16 protein-coding genes and 3 pseudogenes are annotated in these 18,975 nt (G+C 57.2%); 11 read left to right on the top strand and 8 right to left on the bottom strand.

Annotation, left to right across the window (positions count from 1 at the left end):
• Positions 1–94: 94 nt before the first annotated feature.
• Positions 95–2,077, top strand: a complete 1,983-nt coding sequence (locus ACRQ5J_RS03880) for a cation:proton antiporter (protein WP_432381204.1) — start codon at positions 95–97, stop codon at positions 2,075–2,077.
• A gap of 90 nt (positions 2,078–2,167) precedes the next feature.
• Here ACRQ5J_RS03880 and ACRQ5J_RS03875 read toward each other — a convergent pair whose 3' ends face one another.
• The 4 genes from ACRQ5J_RS03875 to ychF form a co-directional block, all read right to left on the bottom strand.
• Positions 2,168–3,343, bottom strand: a complete 1,176-nt coding sequence (locus ACRQ5J_RS03875; protein WP_432381203.1) for a DUF484 family protein — start codon at positions 3,341–3,343, stop codon at positions 2,168–2,170.
• A gap of 67 nt (positions 3,344–3,410) precedes the next feature.
• Complete coding sequence (locus tag ACRQ5J_RS03870; protein ID WP_432381202.1) at positions 3,411–4,262, bottom strand: MOSC domain-containing protein; 852 nt, start codon at positions 4,260–4,262, stop codon at positions 3,411–3,413.
• Position 4,263: 1 nt separating this feature from the next.
• Entirely contained in the window at positions 4,264–5,928 is a 1,665-nt protein-coding gene (locus ACRQ5J_RS03865) for an NYN domain-containing protein (protein ID WP_432381201.1), read from the bottom strand.
• A 69-nt stretch (positions 5,929–5,997) separates the two neighbouring features.
• Positions 5,998–7,089, bottom strand: coding sequence for a redox-regulated ATPase YchF (ychF, locus tag ACRQ5J_RS03860; protein ID WP_432381200.1), 1,092 nt, complete (start codon positions 7,087–7,089; stop codon positions 5,998–6,000).
• 315 nt (positions 7,090–7,404) lie between these two features.
• Here ychF and ACRQ5J_RS03855 point away from each other — a divergent pair, with 315 nt between their 5' ends.
• From ACRQ5J_RS03855 to ACRQ5J_RS03830, 6 genes and pseudogenes are all read left to right on the top strand, one after another.
• Complete coding sequence (locus tag ACRQ5J_RS03855) at positions 7,405–7,836, top strand: acyl-CoA thioesterase (protein WP_432381199.1); 432 nt, start codon at positions 7,405–7,407, stop codon at positions 7,834–7,836.
• Between the two features lie 195 nt (positions 7,837–8,031).
• Complete coding sequence (locus tag ACRQ5J_RS03850) at positions 8,032–8,391, top strand: hypothetical protein (protein WP_432381198.1); 360 nt, start codon at positions 8,032–8,034, stop codon at positions 8,389–8,391.
• A gap of 70 nt (positions 8,392–8,461) precedes the next feature.
• Positions 8,462–8,881 carry a hypothetical protein gene (locus ACRQ5J_RS03845; RefSeq protein ID WP_432381197.1) on the top strand — a complete coding sequence of 140 codons (420 nt, stop codon included), beginning with the start codon at positions 8,462–8,464 and terminating at the stop codon, positions 8,879–8,881.
• Positions 8,878–9,300 (top strand): DUF1249 domain-containing protein, encoded by a 423-nt coding sequence (locus ACRQ5J_RS03840; RefSeq protein WP_432381196.1) that lies wholly within the window; start codon positions 8,878–8,880, stop codon positions 9,298–9,300. The genes ACRQ5J_RS03845 and ACRQ5J_RS03840 overlap by 4 nt, the downstream gene beginning before the upstream one ends.
• The gene (locus ACRQ5J_RS03835) at positions 9,293–9,589 is read left to right on the top strand and encodes a hypothetical protein (protein WP_432381195.1); all 297 of its coding nucleotides are present in this window, start codon (positions 9,293–9,295) and stop codon (positions 9,587–9,589) included. The genes ACRQ5J_RS03840 and ACRQ5J_RS03835 overlap by 8 nt, the downstream gene beginning before the upstream one ends.
• A gap of 448 nt (positions 9,590–10,037) precedes the next feature.
• Positions 10,038–10,789: pseudogene (locus tag ACRQ5J_RS03830) on the top strand (IS3 family transposase); the annotation flags it as partial.
• A 38-nt stretch (positions 10,790–10,827) separates the two neighbouring features.
• Here ACRQ5J_RS03830 and ACRQ5J_RS03825 read toward each other — a convergent pair.
• A protein-coding gene (locus tag ACRQ5J_RS03825) for an IS3 family transposase (protein WP_432379136.1) occupies positions 10,828–11,915 on the bottom strand; the annotation gives its coding sequence in 2 pieces (ribosomal slippage) (positions 10,828–11,654 and positions 11,654–11,915; 1,089 coding nt in all).
• Between the two features lie 69 nt (positions 11,916–11,984).
• Here ACRQ5J_RS03825 and ACRQ5J_RS03820 point away from each other — a divergent pair.
• Both ACRQ5J_RS03820 and ACRQ5J_RS03815 read left to right on the top strand, forming a co-directional pair.
• A pseudogene (locus ACRQ5J_RS03820) lies at positions 11,985–12,389 on the top strand (IS3 family transposase); the annotation flags it as partial.
• A gap of 59 nt (positions 12,390–12,448) precedes the next feature.
• Positions 12,449–13,495, top strand: coding sequence for a DUF2971 domain-containing protein (locus tag ACRQ5J_RS03815; protein ID WP_432381194.1), 1,047 nt, complete (start codon positions 12,449–12,451; stop codon positions 13,493–13,495).
• 529 nt (positions 13,496–14,024) lie between these two features.
• Here the strand turns inward: ACRQ5J_RS03815 and ACRQ5J_RS03810 are convergent.
• Genes ACRQ5J_RS03810 through ACRQ5J_RS03800 form a run of 3 tightly spaced genes read right to left on the bottom strand, consistent with a single transcriptional unit; the run spans position 14,025 to position 16,460 of the window.
• Positions 14,025–14,729 (bottom strand): hypothetical protein, encoded by a 705-nt coding sequence (locus ACRQ5J_RS03810; RefSeq protein ID WP_432381193.1) that lies wholly within the window; start codon positions 14,727–14,729, stop codon positions 14,025–14,027.
• 52 nt (positions 14,730–14,781) lie between these two features.
• Positions 14,782–15,684, bottom strand: coding sequence for an ATP-dependent nuclease (locus ACRQ5J_RS03805; protein ID WP_432381192.1), 903 nt, complete (start codon positions 15,682–15,684; stop codon positions 14,782–14,784).
• Entirely contained in the window at positions 15,633–16,460 is an 828-nt protein-coding gene (locus ACRQ5J_RS03800; RefSeq protein ID WP_432381191.1) for an AAA family ATPase, read from the bottom strand. The genes ACRQ5J_RS03805 and ACRQ5J_RS03800 overlap by 52 nt, the downstream gene beginning before the upstream one ends.
• 193 nt (positions 16,461–16,653) lie before the next feature.
• Here ACRQ5J_RS03800 and ACRQ5J_RS03795 point away from each other — a divergent pair.
• Both ACRQ5J_RS03795 and ACRQ5J_RS03790 read left to right on the top strand, forming a co-directional pair.
• A pseudogene (locus ACRQ5J_RS03795) lies at positions 16,654–17,001 on the top strand (acyl-CoA thioesterase); the annotation flags it as partial.
• Positions 17,002–17,112: 111 nt separating this feature from the next.
• Positions 17,113–18,924: a DUF885 domain-containing protein gene (locus ACRQ5J_RS03790; protein WP_432381190.1), complete on the top strand. Its 1,812-nt coding sequence runs from the start codon at positions 17,113–17,115 to the stop codon at positions 18,922–18,924.
• The last annotated feature ends 51 nt before the right edge of the window (positions 18,925–18,975 follow it).

Genomic DNA, 18,975 nt, shown 5'->3' with positions numbered 1-18,975 from the left:
ATAGCCGAATTGAGAAAGCAAAAAACTTGCCAGTCACAACATAACGCGCTTGGCGCACCGCAAACAACGAACTTTTTTTACTGGCGATGTTGAAATGACGTTTTCACCCCTGGAATTGACCCTGTTGTTGCTGGGAAGCGCCGTCCTCGGCGTGGTGGCTTTCCGCATGATGCACCTGCCGCCGATGCTCGGCTACCTGACGGTCGGCATCCTGATCGGCCCCCACGCGCTGGGCCTGGCCGAGCAAAGCGAAACCACGCATGGCCTGGCCGAGTTCGGCGTGGTGTTCCTGATGTTCTCGATCGGCCTCGAATTCTCGCTGCCCAAGCTCAAGGCGATGCGCGCCATCGTGTTCGGGTTGGGGTTGGCGCAGGTAGTGCTCACTATCGTCGCAACGATGATTTTTGGCTGGACCCTGGCCACCCAGCTGCCGCCGCACCTGCACATTTCGTGGCAGGCCGCGTTCGCGCTGGGCGGCGCGCTGGCCATGTCGTCGACCGCCATCGTGGTCAAGATGCTGACCGAGCGGCTCGAACTCGAATCCGAGCACGGCCGCAAGATCATCGGCATCCTGCTGTTCCAGGACCTGGCGGTGGTGCCGCTGCTGATTTTGATCCCGTCACTGGGCGAGCGCCCCGAGGCGCTGGCCGAGACGCTGGGCTGGGCCAGCCTGAAGGCGGTGGTGGTGCTGGCCCTGCTGTTCGTGGTCGGTCACAAGGTCACGCGCGGCTGGTTCACCATCGTGGTCAAGCGCCGCTCGCAGGAACTGTTCATGCTGAACCTGCTGCTGGTGGTGATGGCGGCGGCCTGGATCACCGAGCGCGCCGGCCTGTCGCTGGCGCTCGGTGCGTTCGTGGCCGGCATGCTGATTTCCGAGACCGAGTTCCGCCACCAGGTGGAGGAAGACATCAAGCCATTCCGCGACGTGCTGCTGGGGCTGTTCTTCATCACCATCGGCATGCTGCTGAACCTGCGCCTGGTGCTGGAAAACTGGTGGCTGGTGCTGTTGCTGCTGTTGCTGCCGGTGGCGATGAAATTCGCGCTGATCGCCGGCCTGGCCAAGCTGTTCGGCTCGTCGGACGGGGTGTCGATGCGCACCGGCCTGGCGCTGGCGCAGGCCGGCGAGTTCGGCTTCGTGCTGCTCAACCTGGCGGCCGACCACCAGCTGATGGCGCCCTATGTGGTGCAGGTGGTGCTGGCGTCGATGGTGCTGTCGATGCTGCTGGCGCCGTTCATCATCGCGCAGTCGGACCGCATCGTCATGAAGTTCTCCAGCAATGAATGGATGATGCAGTCGCTGGCGCTGACCAAGATCGCCAGCCGCACCATGAAGGCCAACAAGCACGTGCTGCTGTGCGGCTTCGGCCGCAGCGGCCAGAGCCTGGCGACCTTGCTGTCCGAAGAGAAAATCGACTACCACGCGCTGGACCTCGATCCGGAGCGGGTGCAGGTGGCGCAGACCGCCGGCGCCCACGTCTCGTACGGCGACGCGGCGCGCCGCGAAAGCCTGGTGGCGGCCGGCATCTACCGCGCCAGCGCGGTCATCATCACCTATGCCGACACGCGCTCGGCGCTGAAGGTGCTGCATCAGGTGCACCAGCTGACGCCGACCTTGCCGGTAATCGTCCGCTCGCACGACGACACCGATCTCGACAAGCTGAAGGAAGCTGGCGCCACCGAGGTGGTGCCGGAGCTGATGGAAGGCAGCCTGATGCTGGCCTCGCACGCGCTGGTGATGCTGGGCGTGCCGCTGCGGCGCGTGGTGCACCGCGTGCAGGCGGCGCGCGAGGAACGCTACGCCTCGCTGCGCGGCTACTTCCACGGCATGAGCGATGTCGAAGAGGAGGCCGACCTGGAACGGCTGCACACGGTCACGCTGACCGGCGGCGCCGGCAGCGTCGGCCGCTCGCTGGGCTCGCTCGACGTGGCCAGCTCGGGCGCCGAGGTGGCCAGCATCCGCCGCGGCATGAGCGGCGTCGCGGTGACGCCGGAGACGGTGCTGCAAGCGGGCGACGTGGTGGTGCTGCGCGGCGTGGCCGAGGCGGTCAGCCGCGGCGAGCAGCGCCTGCTGCGCTAACCCGTCGTTCCCGCGCAGGCGGGAACCCATGCCGCGCTGATGCGCACTCGGTCCATGGATTCCCGCCTGCGCGGGAATGACGGGGCAGCCTTAGGCGGCCTGGCTCCGGTAACTGGCCACGCGGTTGCGGCCGTTCTCCTTGGCGTCGTACAGCAGCTCGTCGGCGCGTTCAATCAGCGCACGAGCGATGGCGCCGCCCTCGCCTTCGGCGCTGCCGGGCTCCAGGCAGGCCACGCCGATCGACACCGTCACCGACAATTGCAGCGACGGCGACAGCACGATCATGGCGCCGGCCACGCTGGCGCGGATGCGCTCGGCCACGAAGGCGGCGCTTTCGAGGTTGGCGTCGATCAGCAGCACGACGAACTCCTCGCCGCCAAAGCGCGCCAGCGCATCCGAGGCGCGCAGCTCGTTCTTGATGCGCGCCGCCACTTCGCGCAGCACCTCGTCGCCGCCGCCGTGGCCAACGGTGTCGTTGACGCGTTTGAAATGGTCGACGTCGATGTACATAAAGGAAATCGGATACTGCTGGCGGCGCGCGCGGGCGATTTCCTCCAGCAGGCGGCGGTCGATATAGCGGCGGTTATAAACGCCGGTCAGCGAATCGGTCAGCCCGATGTATTTGAGCATCTCGTTGCTGATCACGTTCTCCAGGCAGATGGCGATGATGGACGCCATGTGCTCCAGGAAATCGGTGCCGAGGCTGGGCGTGAAGCGCGTCGGATCGTTGCTGCCCAGGTTCAGGCTGCCGATGACGCGCTTGTTGCGCAGCAGCGGTACCAGCGCCACGCTTTGCAGCCCCGGCCGCGCGTCGGGGAACGACGGCGCATGGCGCAGCTTGTCGTACATGCCGAGGATGGGCTTGGGCGTCGGCGAGGCGGCGCTGCGGCGCCCCGGGTCCAGGTCAAGCTGGTCGAGCGATTCGACAAAGATCAGGCCAGGAAAATCGGCAAAGACTACATCCAGCTTGAGCATGACGGTGCGGATGTCGGCATCCTCGTCCACCAGGGTCAGCGTCACGCTATCGAGTTCGGAAATGACCGGCAGCACGCGGAAGATGGTGCCGACCAGTTCAGGGAAATTGCTGGCGCCAACGATTTCCAGGTCGAACGCCTGGTGGCGCGTCATGATGGCGTGGTTGCGTTCGGCCTGTTCCAGCAGGTAGGCCATGCGCGCGCGCAATGCCCGGTTTTCGGCCGCCAGATCATGGGCTTGCCCGGCATGATCGGTATGGGGCGGAAATTTTCCGGTGGCGGTGTGCGTCATAATGGGCCTTTCTTGCAGACCCCCTCACATTACGCCAAGTTGAGGCGCTTGTGAATGCTCCGGGGTATCAAAAAGCCAAGGTAACTTCAATTTCTTGTCCAACGCGCACATGTTGGTCCTCCCCGGCAAGCAAAATGGCGTTCATGCCGAAGCACAGGGCGCCGTCCACTTCCGGTTTGGCGCGGTAGCTTTGCATGATGTCCATCGGGTCGGGACCGAACTGGCCGGTGTCCTGGTCGATGGACGGCATCGGGCAGCGCGGGCACGGTTTGACCGGCTTCAGCAGCACGTCGCCGATCAGGTAGCTTTCCGCGTAGTCTTCCTCGAAAGCCTCGATACCGTCGATGACCAGATTCGGGCGGAAACGGTTCATCGGCAGCGCCTGGCGGCCGGCGGCCAGCAGTTTCTGGTTCAGGTCCTGCAACGAGGCCTCACCGGCCACCAGGATCGGGTAGCCGTCGGAGAACATCGTGGTGGCCTGCACGCCGCCGGTCCACTTGGTGCTGACCGGGCGCGCGGCGTTGGCGTGGAAGCGCGCCAGCCGGCACGGCACGCCGATGGCCTGGCTGAACCACTCGGCGGTCAGCGCGTCGCAGTCATAGGCCAGCACGGTGTCCTCCCACAGGTGCGTGGTCAGCGTCGGCGCGGTGGCCGGGTCCGGCAAGCCGAGCGGAACCTCCAGCCGCAGCATGCCGGGCGCGCGCAGTTCCAGCGTGGCGCCCTTGAGCGTCGGCTTGATCAGCGCCATGCGCGGATGCTCGCGTTGCGTGAGGCACATGCCGTTGTGGTCCACCACCATCCATTCACGATCGTAGATCTGCGCGCTCATCACGCCCAGCGAAGTCAGCGTGGCCTCCTGCAGCGACAGGCCGGCGCAGGACTTGATCGGGTACAGCGTGATGGCGGACAAAACGGGCATGTTATTCCTCGACTGGCGCGGCGGCCTTCGGCGGACGCGGCGTGCGCGCGGCAGGCTTGCGGGCCGGCCTGGCGCTGGACTTGGCGGCTGGCTTGGCGCTGGCCGCCGCTGCGTCGCCGCTTGGCTGGGCCGGGGCCTCGCCCGCTTGTTGGCCGCCGTCGCGCTGGGCCGGGGCCGCTGCGTTGGCCGCAGGTTTGCCCGCAGCCGGCTGAACCGGCTCGGCCGGCTTGGCGGCTTGCCTGCCGCCGGCCTTGGCGTTCGGTTTCGCATTCGTCCGGGCGTTCTGGCGGCCCTTGGCTGGCTTGGCCTCCGCCGCCACGGCCGGCGCAGCTTCGACAGGCGCTGGCGCAACCGCCGCCACGCCAGCCTCGGGCGCGGTCTCGACTGGCGCAGCCACGGCACGCTCGGACGGTGCCGCGACTTCCACGGCAACCGCGACCGCGCCGGGCTCGGCGGCAGTCAGGCCCTTCCTGGCCTCGCTCTTCAGCTTGCGGGCTGGCGGCTTGGTGCCATTCTTTTTCTTGGCCGGCGCGGCGGCGGCCGGCAATTCAAGCGCCGGCTCCAGCACCACCGGGACGGGCGCGGCCTGATCGGCCGCCGGCGCGACGGCAGGCGGCGCCGCGTCCGCGACGACCGGGTCCGCAGCGTCTGCCTCGACCGGCGCGGCGTCAGCTTGGGCGGCAGCGCTGCGCTGCTGCTGCGTCAGGCGCTGCGCCTGGCGTTCGGCAAAGCGCTCGGCGGCAGTACGGCCGCGGTTGCGGCTACGGCGCGATTCCTGCTGCGCGCTATCGGCCGTCGGCGTGGCGCCATCGGCCGCCGCTGGCGTCTCGCTCACCGGCTGCGCCACACCGCTGCCACGGTACACATACGCGCCCGACTTCTCATCGCGGCCGAACTCCAGATGGCCGCGCGCCTTGCACTCCTCGATCAGATTGCCGAAAGTGCGGAAACCATAGTACGACTCGCTGAAGTCCGGCTTGCGGCGCTTGATCGCCTCCTTCAGCACGGACGCCCAGATCTTGCCGCTGTCGCCACGCTCCAGCACCAGTGCCTCGAAGGTATTGACGGCGATCTCCACCGCCTGATTGCGGCGCTTCTCCATCTCCTCGCGGCGCGCGCGCTCCTCTTCCGGCGTGCGCTTGACCTGCGGCTTGCTGTCGGCATTGGCCTCGCGCTTGGCGCGGCGGCTCTCGCGCACCAGGTCGTCGTAGAAAATGAACTCATCGCAGTTGGCCACCAGCAGGTCCGACGTCGACTGCTTGACGCCGACGCCGATCACCTTCTTGGCATTCTCGCGCAGCTTGGACACCAGCGGCGAAAAGTCGGAGTCGCCGGAAATGATGACGAAGGTATCGACGTGCGACTTGGTGTAGCACAGGTCCAGCGCATCGACCACCATGCGGATATCGGCGGAATTCTTGCCGGACTGGCGCACGTGCGGAATCTCGATCAGCTCGAAGTTCGCCTCGTGCATCGAGGCCTTGAACGACTTGTAGCGGTCCCAGTCGCAATACGCTTTCTTGACCACGATGCTGCCCTTGAGCAGCAGGCGTTCCAGGACCGGCTTGATGTCGAACTTGTCGTAGTTAGCGTCGCGCACGCCGAGCGCCACGTTCTCAAAATCGCAGAACAGCGCCATGCTGACGTTTTCGTTGGAGGATGCCATGGGAGTATAGGTAGAGAGTGTCAGTAGCGGCCGGGCGACAGCGCGCCCGGCCGCGGCGGAAGGGACAGCTTAGACGTTGAACAGGAAGTTCAGCACGTCGCCATCCTTGACTACGTACTCCTTGCCTTCGGCGCGCATCTTGCCGGCTTCCTTCGCGCCGGCCTCGCCCTTGTACTGGATGTAGTCGTCGTAGGCGATGGTCTGCGCGCGGATGAAGCCGCGCTCGAAGTCGGTGTGGATCACGCCGGCCGCCTGCGGCGCGGTGTCGCCGATCTTGATGGTCCAGGCGCGCACTTCCTTGACGCCGGCGGTGAAATAGGTTTGCAGGCCCAGCAGCTTGTAGCCGGCGCGGATCAGGCGGTCCAGGCCCGGCTCTTCCATGCCCATGTCGGCCAGGAAGGCGGCCTTGTCGGCGTCGTCCAGATCGGCGATCTCGGCCTCGATGGCGGCGCAGATGGCAACGATCGGCGCGTTCTGCGTGGCGGCGTAGGCGGTCAGCTGGTCCAGCAGCGGGTTATTGGTGAAGCCGGTGTCGGACACATTGGCCACGTACATGGCCGGCTTGGCGGTGATCAGGCACAGCGGCTTGATCAGCAGCATTTCAGCCGCGTCCAGGCCCAGCGAGCGCACCGGCTTGGCGTCGTTCAGGTGCGGCACCAGGCGCTCCATCAGCGCCACCAGCTTGATCGCATCCTTGTCGCCGGAGCGGGCTTTCTTCTGCTCGCGGTGGATGGCTTTCTCGACGGTGCCGAGGTCGGCCAGCGCCAGCTCGGTCTGGATCACCTCGATATCGTCCAGCGGGCTGACCTTGCCGGCCACGTGGATCACGTTGTCGTCCTCGAAGCAGCGCACCACGTTGACGATGGCGTCGGTTTCGCGGATGTGCGACAGGAACTGGTTGCCCAGGCCCTCGCCCTGCGACGCGCCAGCCACCAGGCCGGCGATATCGACGAATTCGACGATGGCGTTGACCATGCGTTCCGGCTTGACGATCTCGGCCAGCGCGGCCATGCGCGGATCCGGCACCTCGACCACGCCGACGTTAGGCTCGATGGTGCAGAACGGATAGTTTTCAGCCGGAATACCGGCCTTGGTCAGGGCGTTGAACAGGGTGGACTTGCCGACGTTAGGCAGGCCGACGATGCCGCATTGGAGACTCATGTGAACCTTTAAATTATCAATATTGCCGGCAAGCGGCTGATGAAAACCGCCCGTCAGGGGCGTTTTTGGATATTCTTGCTAATTCGCTGATGACAGCGTTCAAGGGTCCATTGTACCGCCCTTGCCCACACTCTTCAAAAAACAGGAGACTCCATGACGATGCGCGACGCCGGCCGCGACCAGTTCCGCCACTTTCTGACCATTCCGACGCGGTGGATGGACAATGACATCTATGGTCATGTGAATAAGGCCACATGTCCAGCTTGACACCACTCGGCTACGCCGCCCCTTCCTGACTACTAATAGAGGTACACCATGCGTGATGCTGCCCGGACCCAATTCCCCCATTTTCTTGAAATTCCTACTCGCTGGATGGACAACGATGCATACCAGCATATGAACAATGTGGTCTATTACAGCTTCTTCGACACTGCCGTGAATCGATTCCTCATCGATAGAGGTGTCCTCGACATTCACTCGGATGAAGTCGTTGGTATGGTGGTCGATACTGGATGCTCATACTTCAATTCGATTTCGTTCCCGGACACAGTGCATGCGGGAGTGCGCGTCGCGAAGATTGGAAACTCCAGCGTCCGTTATGAGTTAGCGCTCTATCGGAATGGCGATGAACAACCGGCTGCGGCTGGGCATTTCGTTCACGTCTACGTAGATCGTAAGAGCAATCGCTCTGTCCCAATCCCAGAGAATGTCCGCGCGGTGCTTGAAACGATAACTTCACCTCTATGAAGGATGATTGAACAGCCCAGTGGTCCGGGACAACTGAAGAGTTCTACCACTTAGAGATTTTAAAATTGAGTTGTCCCGGTGCTCTGCGCTCATCGAAGGAAATTTGTTGAAATAAAGCAATAATTTCAATGTACGTTTTGAAAAAGGCTGGATAAAATTCTCTTGTCGATTTGACAAATTCACAGGAGATTTACGATGAACGCCACCACAGATAAAAAGCCGACCCTGACGCTGGACAAGAAGAACGCCGACACCAACGCTGGCACCCTGTTGCCAGAAAACGCCCAGTCCAATGCCGCCGCCAAGCCGGCAGCGAAAGACAATGCCGAACAACTGCGCGAAGCAATCAAAGCTCTCGACTCGCAGCGTAATGATCTCGTCAAGAACACCATCGAAAACATCAAGCCTGGTAAGCCTCTCGACCTGGCCGCAGTTCGTGAGATCAACAAGATCGAAACGAAGAAGAACCGTTTGATCGTCGCACGTTTCGCATCGCTGCTGAAGAAAAATCCCGGTGAGGTACAGGCCATCGTTCATCAGATCATCGAGATCTGATCCATCACGATGCCATGGTGGCGGCGTGATCAATACGCCGCCGACGTCTACTCACAATCGGAGAACAGCGATGAAAGCCACCAAACAAGTCCAGCGTGTACGTACACCACTTCACCAGCAACTGCTCGTGTTGATACCGATGATCAAGGCGCTGGAAGATCAGAGCGAAGCACAAACCGAAACAATGCCGCCGTTGGTGGTAAATGTTGAATACCATCGATGCGGAACGCTGACGCTCGAACTGAACAAAGCGGCAGCTAACGATGGTGGTCGTGTCGTGCCAGATCTGACGCTCTCGCTCTACACCACCAACAACAGCCGGAAGCCGTTGACCCACGACCTTACCTTCATCACTGCGTGGTCGTACTTATCGCAGAACTTGCCGATGAACTCGCTCGAATATCAGGCGATGTATAAGGCCTTCTTCGTGTCCTGGCATGTGCATATGTTCCGTCATCAAGACGACGTCAAGGAACTGGGTTTGGCATGAGCAGCCGATACTCCAGTGAGAACCTATACAGCCAGATCTTCAATCGTTTGCTGGACGTGATACCTGATCTGCAAAGCATCGATGATGTGGGCCTGTCCGAAGTCGATGGAAACTGGCCGTTGCACTTCGATGTGGTGACGCGAAGCCCTACCAAGCTCATCATCATGCTCGGTCATAGTCGCGCTGAAGGTGGTGGCGTGGTGATCAATCCAGAGATGACGATAGCGGTGTACCTTGATCGCGGCATGGCTGAAGCGTTGACGTACCGCGATGCGTATATGTCGAACTCGGTGTATTCGCCAGACCGAAGCCATATCGACATTCTGGCAAAGCGTGTGCTGAACGATTACCTGCATACCTGGCTCGGCAATCTGATCGTGGCCGGTCACTCGATCAAGGTGACGGCAGACCATGAGTGACAATCTCGAAAAGGGAACACCATTGTTCGCGCTTGGTCAGGTCGTCGCGACACCTGCGGCGCTGAACGCGATAGCCGAACTCGGTCTATCGCCGCTAGCACTGATTCATCGACACGTCACTGGCGACTGGGGCGATTTGGGCGCTGATGATCAGCACCAAAATCATATCGCAGTTCGTTCAGGCCTGCGCGTATTTTCCAGCTACAAACTCAGTGCGGCAACGAAAATCTGGATCATCACCGAAGCCGACCGTTCGTCAACAACGCTTCTTCTTCCGAATGAATATTAAGATAGCTCGCCGCATGGCAGTCTTTCTCTGATAGCGAATCATTGCTCTGAACTAGAGCCGCTCTCCAACAACGCGATCACGGCCGCCTGTCGAAGTAAGCCCTCTCGGCGCACAGAACTGACTCATCTGCAACTCGTAGTCTTCGAATTACCTCTCCCCAGACGCTCACCGTCAACTTTTTCCTTGTGACTATTGGATTTAAATGTATCTGCCATCATGGCAACCAAGTTACATTGATTTCCCAACATCAAGAAAGCCGCTACTATTCGTATCAATTGACACCTCAGTCGTTCATGGATCGAAATTGGCAGCGGCAGAGGTGAGCGTTGATAATTCTGTTCAGAGAATAATATGGCCATAAAAGATGTTCGACATGAGTTTGATGATGAATGAATCGCCACGACCATTGTAGACACTCCTGAGCCATAATTTACGCAAAGGAGAAATCATGAGTGGGAAGCGTTACACGGAAGAATTTAAGGTCGCTGCGGTCAAGCAGGTTCTTGAGCGCGGACACCCTGCAGCCGAGGTCGCTGAGCGACTTGGCGTCAGTATCCACAGCATCTATGCGTGGACAAAGCGGTATGGCGTGCCCGAAGTCGCACGCAAAGCCCAGGACGCCCAGTCTGACGAGATGCGGCGACTGAAGGCCGAGTTGAAGCGCGTTACCGAGGAGCGCGACATCTTGAAAAAGGCCGCGGTGTACTTTGCCAAGACGTCCGGGTAAGGTACGCCTTCATTCAAGAAGTACAGGACGAATTTCCGGTGCGGCGCTTGTGCAAGATGATGGGAGTTCATCCCAGCGGCTTCTATGCGTGGTGCGCTCAGCCAGAAAGCAAGCGGGCCAAGGAAGACAAGCGCCTGCTGGGCCACATTAAGCAGTCATGGCTGGAAAGCGGCGCGGTCTACAGCTACCGCAAGGTATCCGACGACCTGCGCGACTTGGGCGAGCGATGCGGCGTCAATCGCGTTCACCGCATCATGCGCTCGGCGGGGCTGCGCTCGCAGACCGGATACGGCAAGCGCAAATGGAAAGGCGGCGGCGTGCCGTCGGTGGTGGCACCGAATCATCTGCAGCGGCAATTTGACGTGCTTGAGCCAAACCGGGTCTGGGTGACGGACATAACCTACATTCGAACCCATGAAGGCTGGCTATACCTGGCAGTTGTACTCGACTTGTTTTCACGCCAGGTTGTCGGGGTAATCCCCCCATTTTTAGAGCGCGCCAAAAGTAGGGGTTAAGCGGCCAAAGCAAGCTTCTGTTTCGGTGTGATGCCGCCAAGTGCCATGTTGGGCCGGTCGTGATTGTAAGTCCACAACCAGCGGGTTGCAAAATCCTGAATCTCATCGAGCGTGTCGAACAGGTGATGAGCCAGCCAATCGTAGCGCACTGTGCGGTTATAGCGCTCGACGTAGGCGTTTTGCTGCGGCTGTCCGGGCTGAATGAAGTCAATGCGGATGCCGCGCTTAGCGGCCCATGCCAAGGTTACAGCGCTGATGTACTCAGGGCCGTTATCGCAACGAATGACCAGTGGCTTACCTCGCCATTCGATGATCCTGTCGAGCGATCGGATGACCCGTTCCGAGGGCAGCGAGAAGTCGACCTCGATACCGAGTCCTTCGCGGTTGTAGTCGTCGATTACATTGAACAAACGGATACTGCGGCCATCGGACAGTTGGTCATGCATGAAATCCATCGACCAAGTCTGGTTGATCTGTGTGGGCACGGCCAACGGCAGCGGTTTTTCGCGCACCAGGCGATGGCGCGGCTTGATCCGCAGGTTCAGTTCCAACTCGCGGTAAATCCGGTAGACCCGTTTGTGGTTCCAGCCGAACGACTTCACGTTGCGCAGGTACAGAAAGCACAGACCGAAGCCCCAGTTACGCTGATTGCTTGTCAGTCGCACCAGCCAGTCGGCGATGACTTCGTTCTCCGCATTTAGCTTGGCTTCGTAGCGGTAGCAAGTTTGGCTGATGCCAAAGGCCAGGCACGCGACCTTGATGCTCAATCGGCCTGCGGCCACGTAGTGCTGCGCCATCTCACGTCGACGAGATGGCTTCACCACTTTTTTGCCAGTGCCTCCGCGACGATCTCGGCCTTCAGGCGCTCCTCGGCATACATCTTTTTCAGGCGACGGTTTTCGTCTTCCAGCTCTTTCATGCGGGCCATGAGCGAGGCATCCATGCCGCCGAACTTGGAACGCCACTTGTAGAACGTGGCGTTGCTGATGCCGTGCTCGCGGCACAACTCAGGGACTGGCGATCCGCCCTCGGCTTGCTTGAGGATGGCGATGATCTGGCTATCGGTAAAACGGGACGTCTTCATGCAGAACTTTCAAAAATCTGAGTTTGGAAAATTCTACTTTTAAACGCGATCATTTGCTGGGGGGATTACCTCGGGTGGTCAATGAGTTCGCGGATTGATACAGAGCTGGCGATGAATGCGCTGCTGATGGCGGTTTGGCGACGCAAACCGGCCGATCCTGTGATGGTTCATTCGGATCAGGGCTCGCAGTTCACCAGCAAGGACTGGCGCGATTTTTTGACGGCGCATCGGCTGGAACCCAGCATGAGCCGGCGCGGAAACTGTTACGTCAATGCGGTCGCTGAAAGCTTCTTCCAGCTTCTGAAGCGCGAGCGTATCAAGCGCAAGAACTATGCAACCAGAGATGATGCAAGGCAGGATATCTTCGACTATATCGAGATGTTCTACAATCCCAAGCGCCGTCACGGATTTAATGACAGGCTTTCGCCAGTAGAGTATGAGCGAAGGCATTTTGAACGGCTCGCGGGTGTCTAGCAGACTCGTGGCGATTCAATTCATGCACGGCCCCTTCTATCACTAAAGCGATCAGTCTAATGAATGCCTCACCTTCACGATTAGCTTTCAAATACCGAACTGGTGATGCAACAACTTTGGATCGAGATCTCCAAGGGTTACGTGAATCTACCTTTTATGCAGCACAGCGGAGTACTTTAAACGATCCGTTCGAAGGACGATTCGATAGGTCTTCGCTCGACTCGCAACTTGACGGTATTCGTACCGCTCTTCCGAGCATTTCCGCCGCAGCAGCGCAGTCGTTTGATAAGGTGTTAATGGCTCTCGATCAAATTCTTGGTTTTGTCGACAAATATGGGGTTTTCTCTCTTAGCTACACCCCATTAAGTGAACTAATCTGGTCCCATTACGGTGGTTCACATCATGGATTCTGCGTTGGCTACGACATCCAGAAACTGACTGAATTTGAACCCAACCTACACACCTATATTGACGTTAAATACAGCGATAGTGCGCCGAGCTTTCAGACGGGTTACTTCTTCGAATCTCCATCCACGGCTGAAACACTACAGAGAATTTTGGGTATCAAATCGACGGCATGGTCATATGAACAGGAGGTACGTGTCATCACGACACCTCCGGGCCTCCATGAATATGACTTCCGAGCAGTGAGAAAGGTGTACTTTGGCCTTCGCTGCCCTGAAACGACGCGATTCGCTGTTATGGAAGCACTTGCAGGGAGAGGCGTCGCTTACGAACAAATTGAAAGCCCAGGTTCCTCATATTTACTTCGGTCTGCACCTATTAAGGATCTTTTTGCGGATGTATCGAGCTACAAAGAAAATCTAGCACCGATAATCGATGGGGCAATCTCCTTGGACCATCTAAAACCAGAATACAAGCAGTATCACACTCACCTTCAGAAGGCTGCGGAAATTGTACGGCGGGAGCCCTACTGCATGGAGATACAGCAAGTAGATATTAGCGCGTCAAAAAGCACTCCTGGCAATCCAATTATCTTCGTCCAGTACCTTCGCTCAAAAAACAAATGGGTTAACCACTACCTTAGTCTTCTGGAAGTCGAAACACAGTATGATGCGCTCCCACTCAAAAGTGTTCTTGCATGACTTACCTATGCAACAGTTTTTAGCCCAAACGCGGCCACGCAGGTCTCGTTCTGCTCTCGACCGGATACAACTGGCCGTTAGTACTCTATAGTGTTAATGGCCACTTATTGGCCTGTCCCTTGAAAGCATGCTGTACACATGAAAAATGGTAAGTATTAGAGGATATTACTTTTTCTTACCTAATCCAACAGCTCCTCCTGGAACAATTGTGAACCACTTTGCGGAGCCGCGTACATCCTTGCTAAACGCAGACTTCCCCGCCAACTTGGTTTCCGTCACAAGTTTTTTCGTATCGAATACGTTTTCACCACGTTCTAGCGCCCCCTTGATCTCAGCGATAAATTTATCCGCTTCAACGTCAGGATGCTTCTTTTTTGTGCTTAAGTGCTCGGCTCACAGAAAACTTTACACCGCAGAGTGGACAGTTAATTTCTAATTGCCATGCTTGCATTAGGGGTACTCCTGAAGTTGATTCAGCACTTGTTGCGCATGTCTATGGTGACTTGCTGCAATATATCGATTAATCTCCTCAGTTTCCATCTAAGCCGATATATCGCAAAAGTATCCTGCCTAACCGGGTCGTCTGAGCACTCTGAGTTTTCCAGTTCTTTGTGGTTTTGTCGAACAACGGATATCCGGTTTTAGAGTCAACTTGGAGAGGGCGTGTTAGCAAACCAAGCGAAACCAAATGTTCTGTGTAATTTTCTTGCAATGCACTCTGGTCAATAGTTTCTTGATCACTACCGAGTGTTGCCATTATCGGTTTCAGAATTGATGCATGCTTACTACGAAACTCCTCGTCACCACTCATATACGGATAGTGATAGAAGCGCAACCAAATCACTTCAATGTCATTTATTTGGCTTAGCAACCGAAGAAGATGCTTGCGTTCGACAAAGGACATGCGAGTTTCTGACATGCCGGAGGCCAGTAGAGAAGCTAAATATTGGCGCCTCTCTTCCGTTACTGCTTGCGCGGCTTGTCGTGCTGACTCTTCCAGCAAATCAGTGAAGTTCTCGTCAGATAGCTTTGCTCTAATGGTTGTTTCATCGAGTTCACCAATTTTATCTTCAAGCTTACGAGTGAAATCAACAAGGCGGTCAACTCGCTGTTTTGGAATTATGGTCCCAGCAAGTTCTGCCAATAGAGAACCGGCAAAAGGGACCATGCCAAGCGAAGCCTTCGCGGCTGAAACCACATAATCTGTTACATTCTGATTTAGTGAATCTGACATTTAATCACTTCCCTACCGATTTATGAATGCATAGCTCCTTGAGTAGTACTAGCTAAGAGCTAAGCCCCAGATTTTCAATTTTTGTTTCCAACTGCTTCTCTGCTACTTGAAATAAATTCACGAACTCTTTAGCCCAAACATAATTTCCTGTTTTTTCACTCTCTTCCTCCGCTTTCGCCATCAGAGCGCGCTGTGCACTACTCTTGTTTCCGTCTCGTATAGAAAATCCAAGGATATTCCCATGAATATCGGCATTAAATTTCCTAAACCAACTTGGATGTTTATCATTCAAATCTTTAATAAATTCTTGCGGAAACAATCCTTCAATTGCAAAGCCTTTAGGGAGCACAGCGTAATCTTTGTTCGCATTAAATGGTATGGACTTGTTGGTAAAAAATCCATTTAAAGCATCAGTTGCTTCCACTCCAGCATCATCACCATCAAAAACAACAAATATTGCTACTTCGTTCCTTATGAAATCATACGAATGTTTCAAGAAGTCCTTTAAAGAAGAAACCCCTGTGAAGTCCATGATTGTCGCAGATCTCAACAACGGAAATTGGTTTTTCCCTTTATTTGGCTTAACCTTATTAAGCGCCCATGTTAGTATTTCCCTATCAGAAACTCCTTCTACAAAAATATTAGCGCTGCCTAACTGGAAGAAATCACTATAACGCAAACCGATAGCTTTACGAATAGACGAAGTGGCCTCGGAATAAGTACGACACTGCTTCAAGAGAGTGCCGTTTGGACCTACTGCAGTCTCGTAAATATGCGCAGGATCTTGACCAATGAAGGAGATAGAGTGAGTAGTGATTACAACGCAATTCTGCTTGCTTAAATCATCAATAATTTCATGGCAAGATTTTGCTAAATTTGGATGCAAATATGACTCTGGTTCTTCTAGAAGCCAAATTGTCTGGCGGCCAGCTTTTTCTCTTCTGCTCCAATCCACTTAAGTGATGCCAATATAGCTGCCGCTTGCAGACCGGAGCCTTTGGATTTTGCAGACATTCGTAAACCATCATCGATCTGAAAATCGAAATTAGATAGCGTATTTTCGATAGTCTCGCTAATATCAAAAGCAGTTTTTATATTAGGAAGTTTTCTTGCGCTAAGAACAGAATTTACACCATTAGAGATCTCATCTAATTGGCTTTTGATCTTAGGAAGATGGGGCTCCAAAACTAATGCCACCGATTTTTTAATAAAAGGAAGCAATATTGTGGAAAATAGCGCACTAGGATCTTTTACAGAAGGTATACTTTTACAACAGAAAGATGCCAATACAAGCCTCAATGCCCGTTGATGCAATGTTTTGAAGCTATGAGCCAGTTTATTTTTTATTTTTACGTTAGGGAAGAACTGATAAACAGGCTTACCTGTGCTGGAATAATAAAGGTATATTTGAAATATGTCATCCTGCCGATTTTCGGCCTCCAGACAATTCTGCATTTCGGCATACAATTTCAAAAAAACTGCGTCTTTGCCTTTATCCGCTGAAAAAGATGCAATTATGCTTGTCTGTTTTCCGCCAAAATTGACAGGTAAATCCCTTTTAATTTGGTATGAATTCTCCTCTATACCAGAAAAGAATGCTTGTATAGCATTTACGATATTGGTTTTCCCGCTGTTATTAGGTCCAATCAGCGTTACTTTCTTACCAAAACCAAGACTAATTTCATCCACGATACTTCGATAATTTTTGATCCGAATCTGAAAAAAATCCATATACTCAGCATTCCACGCTACAAATAAGATTGCTTTTAGTGTAGCATGGTTTTGTTTTTCACAACATATGCAATGCCACGTCTACGCGTAGAGGTGATGTAGCGCATTGCTTTTTTGCTACCGCTGATTTTTGCAGGCTGCATTTCAAACAGCGTAAAAGTGAGTTCTAGCCCATGCCCTACTTTGTCAAGCTGGACATGTCACCAATGTTGTCTACTACTCCTACTTCGACACGGCAGTCAATCAGTTCCTGATCGAGGCTGGCGTGCTGGATATCCACAAGGGCGAGGTGGTCGGGTTCGTGGTCGACAGCGGCTGCGCCTACTTTGCGCCGGTCGCCTTTCCGGACGTGGTGCACGCCGGCATCCGCGTGGCCAAGCTGGGCAACGCCAGCGTGCGCTACGAAATCGCGCTGTACCGCAACGACGACCCGCTGCCGGCGGCGGCCGGCCATTTCGTCCACGTCTACGTCGAACGCGCCAGCAACCGCTCGGTGCCGATCCCGGACGCGGTACGCACGCTGCTGCAATCCATCGCTTAGCCGCCTGGCTCGCTTGCGAACATAGCAAACGCCAGAGCCGCCCACCCAGGCTTTTGAGCGAAACTTTTTTGATGCTAGACTCTTTCGCCATCCCACCTTTCAGGAAAACTTATGTTCCGTCTGCGTACTTCCGTTCTGGTTGCCAGCCTGATGCTGGCGGGTGCTTACACGCTGCCGGCGCAGGCGGCGCCGGTGACGGCAGCGAAGACGAGCGCGGCGCAAAAGCAGCTGGCCAGGCTGGCTGCGGCGTTCCACGCGGCGCGCTGCAAATTCGATCCGCTGCTGTTCGCCACCGCCAACGGCGACAGCCGCTATAACGATCAGCTGGGGCTGGCGATTTCGCCCAAGGTGCGCGCCGAGCAGTTCACGCTGTATCGCGCGCTGCAAAAGCAGTTGATGAATGTGCGCCGCGACCAGCTGGGCGCGCAGGACCAGCTGACCTACGATCTGCTGACCTACGAATTGAACAACGCGATGCAGCTGGAGTCCTTCCCCGAGCATCTGCTGCCGTTGAACCAGTTCGACAACGTGCCGAGCACCTTGGCCAACTACGCCGACGGCACCGGCTCGCAGCCGCTCGGCACCGTCAAGCAATACCAGGATTACCTGAGCCGCCTGAACCAGCTGCCGCGCTGGATCGACCAGGCCATCGCCAACATGAAGGAAGGCATGCGCAGCGGCGTGGTGCAGCCGAAGGCGATCACCGTGGCGATGCTGCCGCAGTTCCAGAACCTGCGCGCGGCCACGCCCGAAACCAGCGTCTACTACTCGCCGGCGACGCGCTTCCCGGCCTCGTTCTCCGACGCCGACAAGAAGAAGCTCAGCGCGGCCTACCTGAAGGTGGTGGACACCGGCATCGCGCCAGCACTGACGCGTCTGGTCAACTTCCTGCAAAACGAGTACCTGCCCGCCAGCCGCAGCAGCACCGGCTGGAGCGCGCTGCCGAACGGCACGGCCTGGTACGCGGCACGCATCAAGGACAGCACCAACTTGCCGCTCTCACCCGACGAGGTGCACGCGCTAGGCCTGAAAGAAGTCGCGCGGATTCAACAACAACTGGCCGCGCTCGGCCCGAAGCTCGGCTACGACGGTGCTGAGAAGCAGCTGCCGCAATGGATAGGCGCGCAAACCCGGTTCAACATCTTCGCCAGCGACGAACAGGTGCTGGACGCCTACCGCGCCATCTACGCGCAAGTGCAGGCCAGGCTGCCGGCCTACTTCAGCCTGGTTCCGAAAGCGAAGCTGGAACTGCATCTGGAACCCGAGCTGACGCGCGCCACCGCCTCCGACCACTACACGCCGCCGGCGGCCGACGGTTCGCACCCCGGCGTGTTCTGGCCGGTGGTCAACGATCCGAAGAAATACAGCCGCGTCGACATGGTCAGCCTGTTCCTGCACGAAGGCATTCCCGGCCACCACCTGCACGCGGCGCTGCTCAAAGAGTTGGACCTGCCGGACTTCCGCAAGTTCAGCACCGAGAATCCGAACAGCGCGGCCTACACCGAAGGCTGGGCGCTGTACTCGGAAACGCTGGGCAAGGAGCTGGGCCTGTACGACGATCCGGTCGCCCACTACGGCCATTTGAACGCCGAGATGCTGCGCGCGGCGCGGCTGGTGGTCGACACCGGCATGCACGCCAAGGGCTGGACGCGCGAACAAGCGATCGCCTATCTGGCCGACACGCTGGGCTGGCCGGAAGCGCGCGCCCGCAACCAGATCGAGCGCTACATGGTGTGGCCGGCGCAGGCGCTGAGCTACAAGATCGGCTCGCTCAAAATCCTGGAGCTGCGCGCGCGGGCGCAGCAGGCGCTGGGCGACAAGTTCAGCTACCAGAAATTCCACGAAGTAGTAATCGGCGACGGCACGCTGCCGCTGCCGCTCCTGGAGCAGCGCGTCGACCGCTGGATTGCCAGCGCAAAATGACAATCCGGGGTCAGGTCTGACATTCGCACACGGGCTCAACTGCTTCGCAGT

The sequence above is a fragment of the Duganella sp. P38 genome, assembly GCF_050859475.1.
In the GTDB taxonomy this organism is placed as follows: Bacteria; Pseudomonadota; Gammaproteobacteria; order Burkholderiales; family Burkholderiaceae_D; genus Rugamonas.
This window is presented reverse-complemented; position numbering and strand designations above follow the sequence as displayed.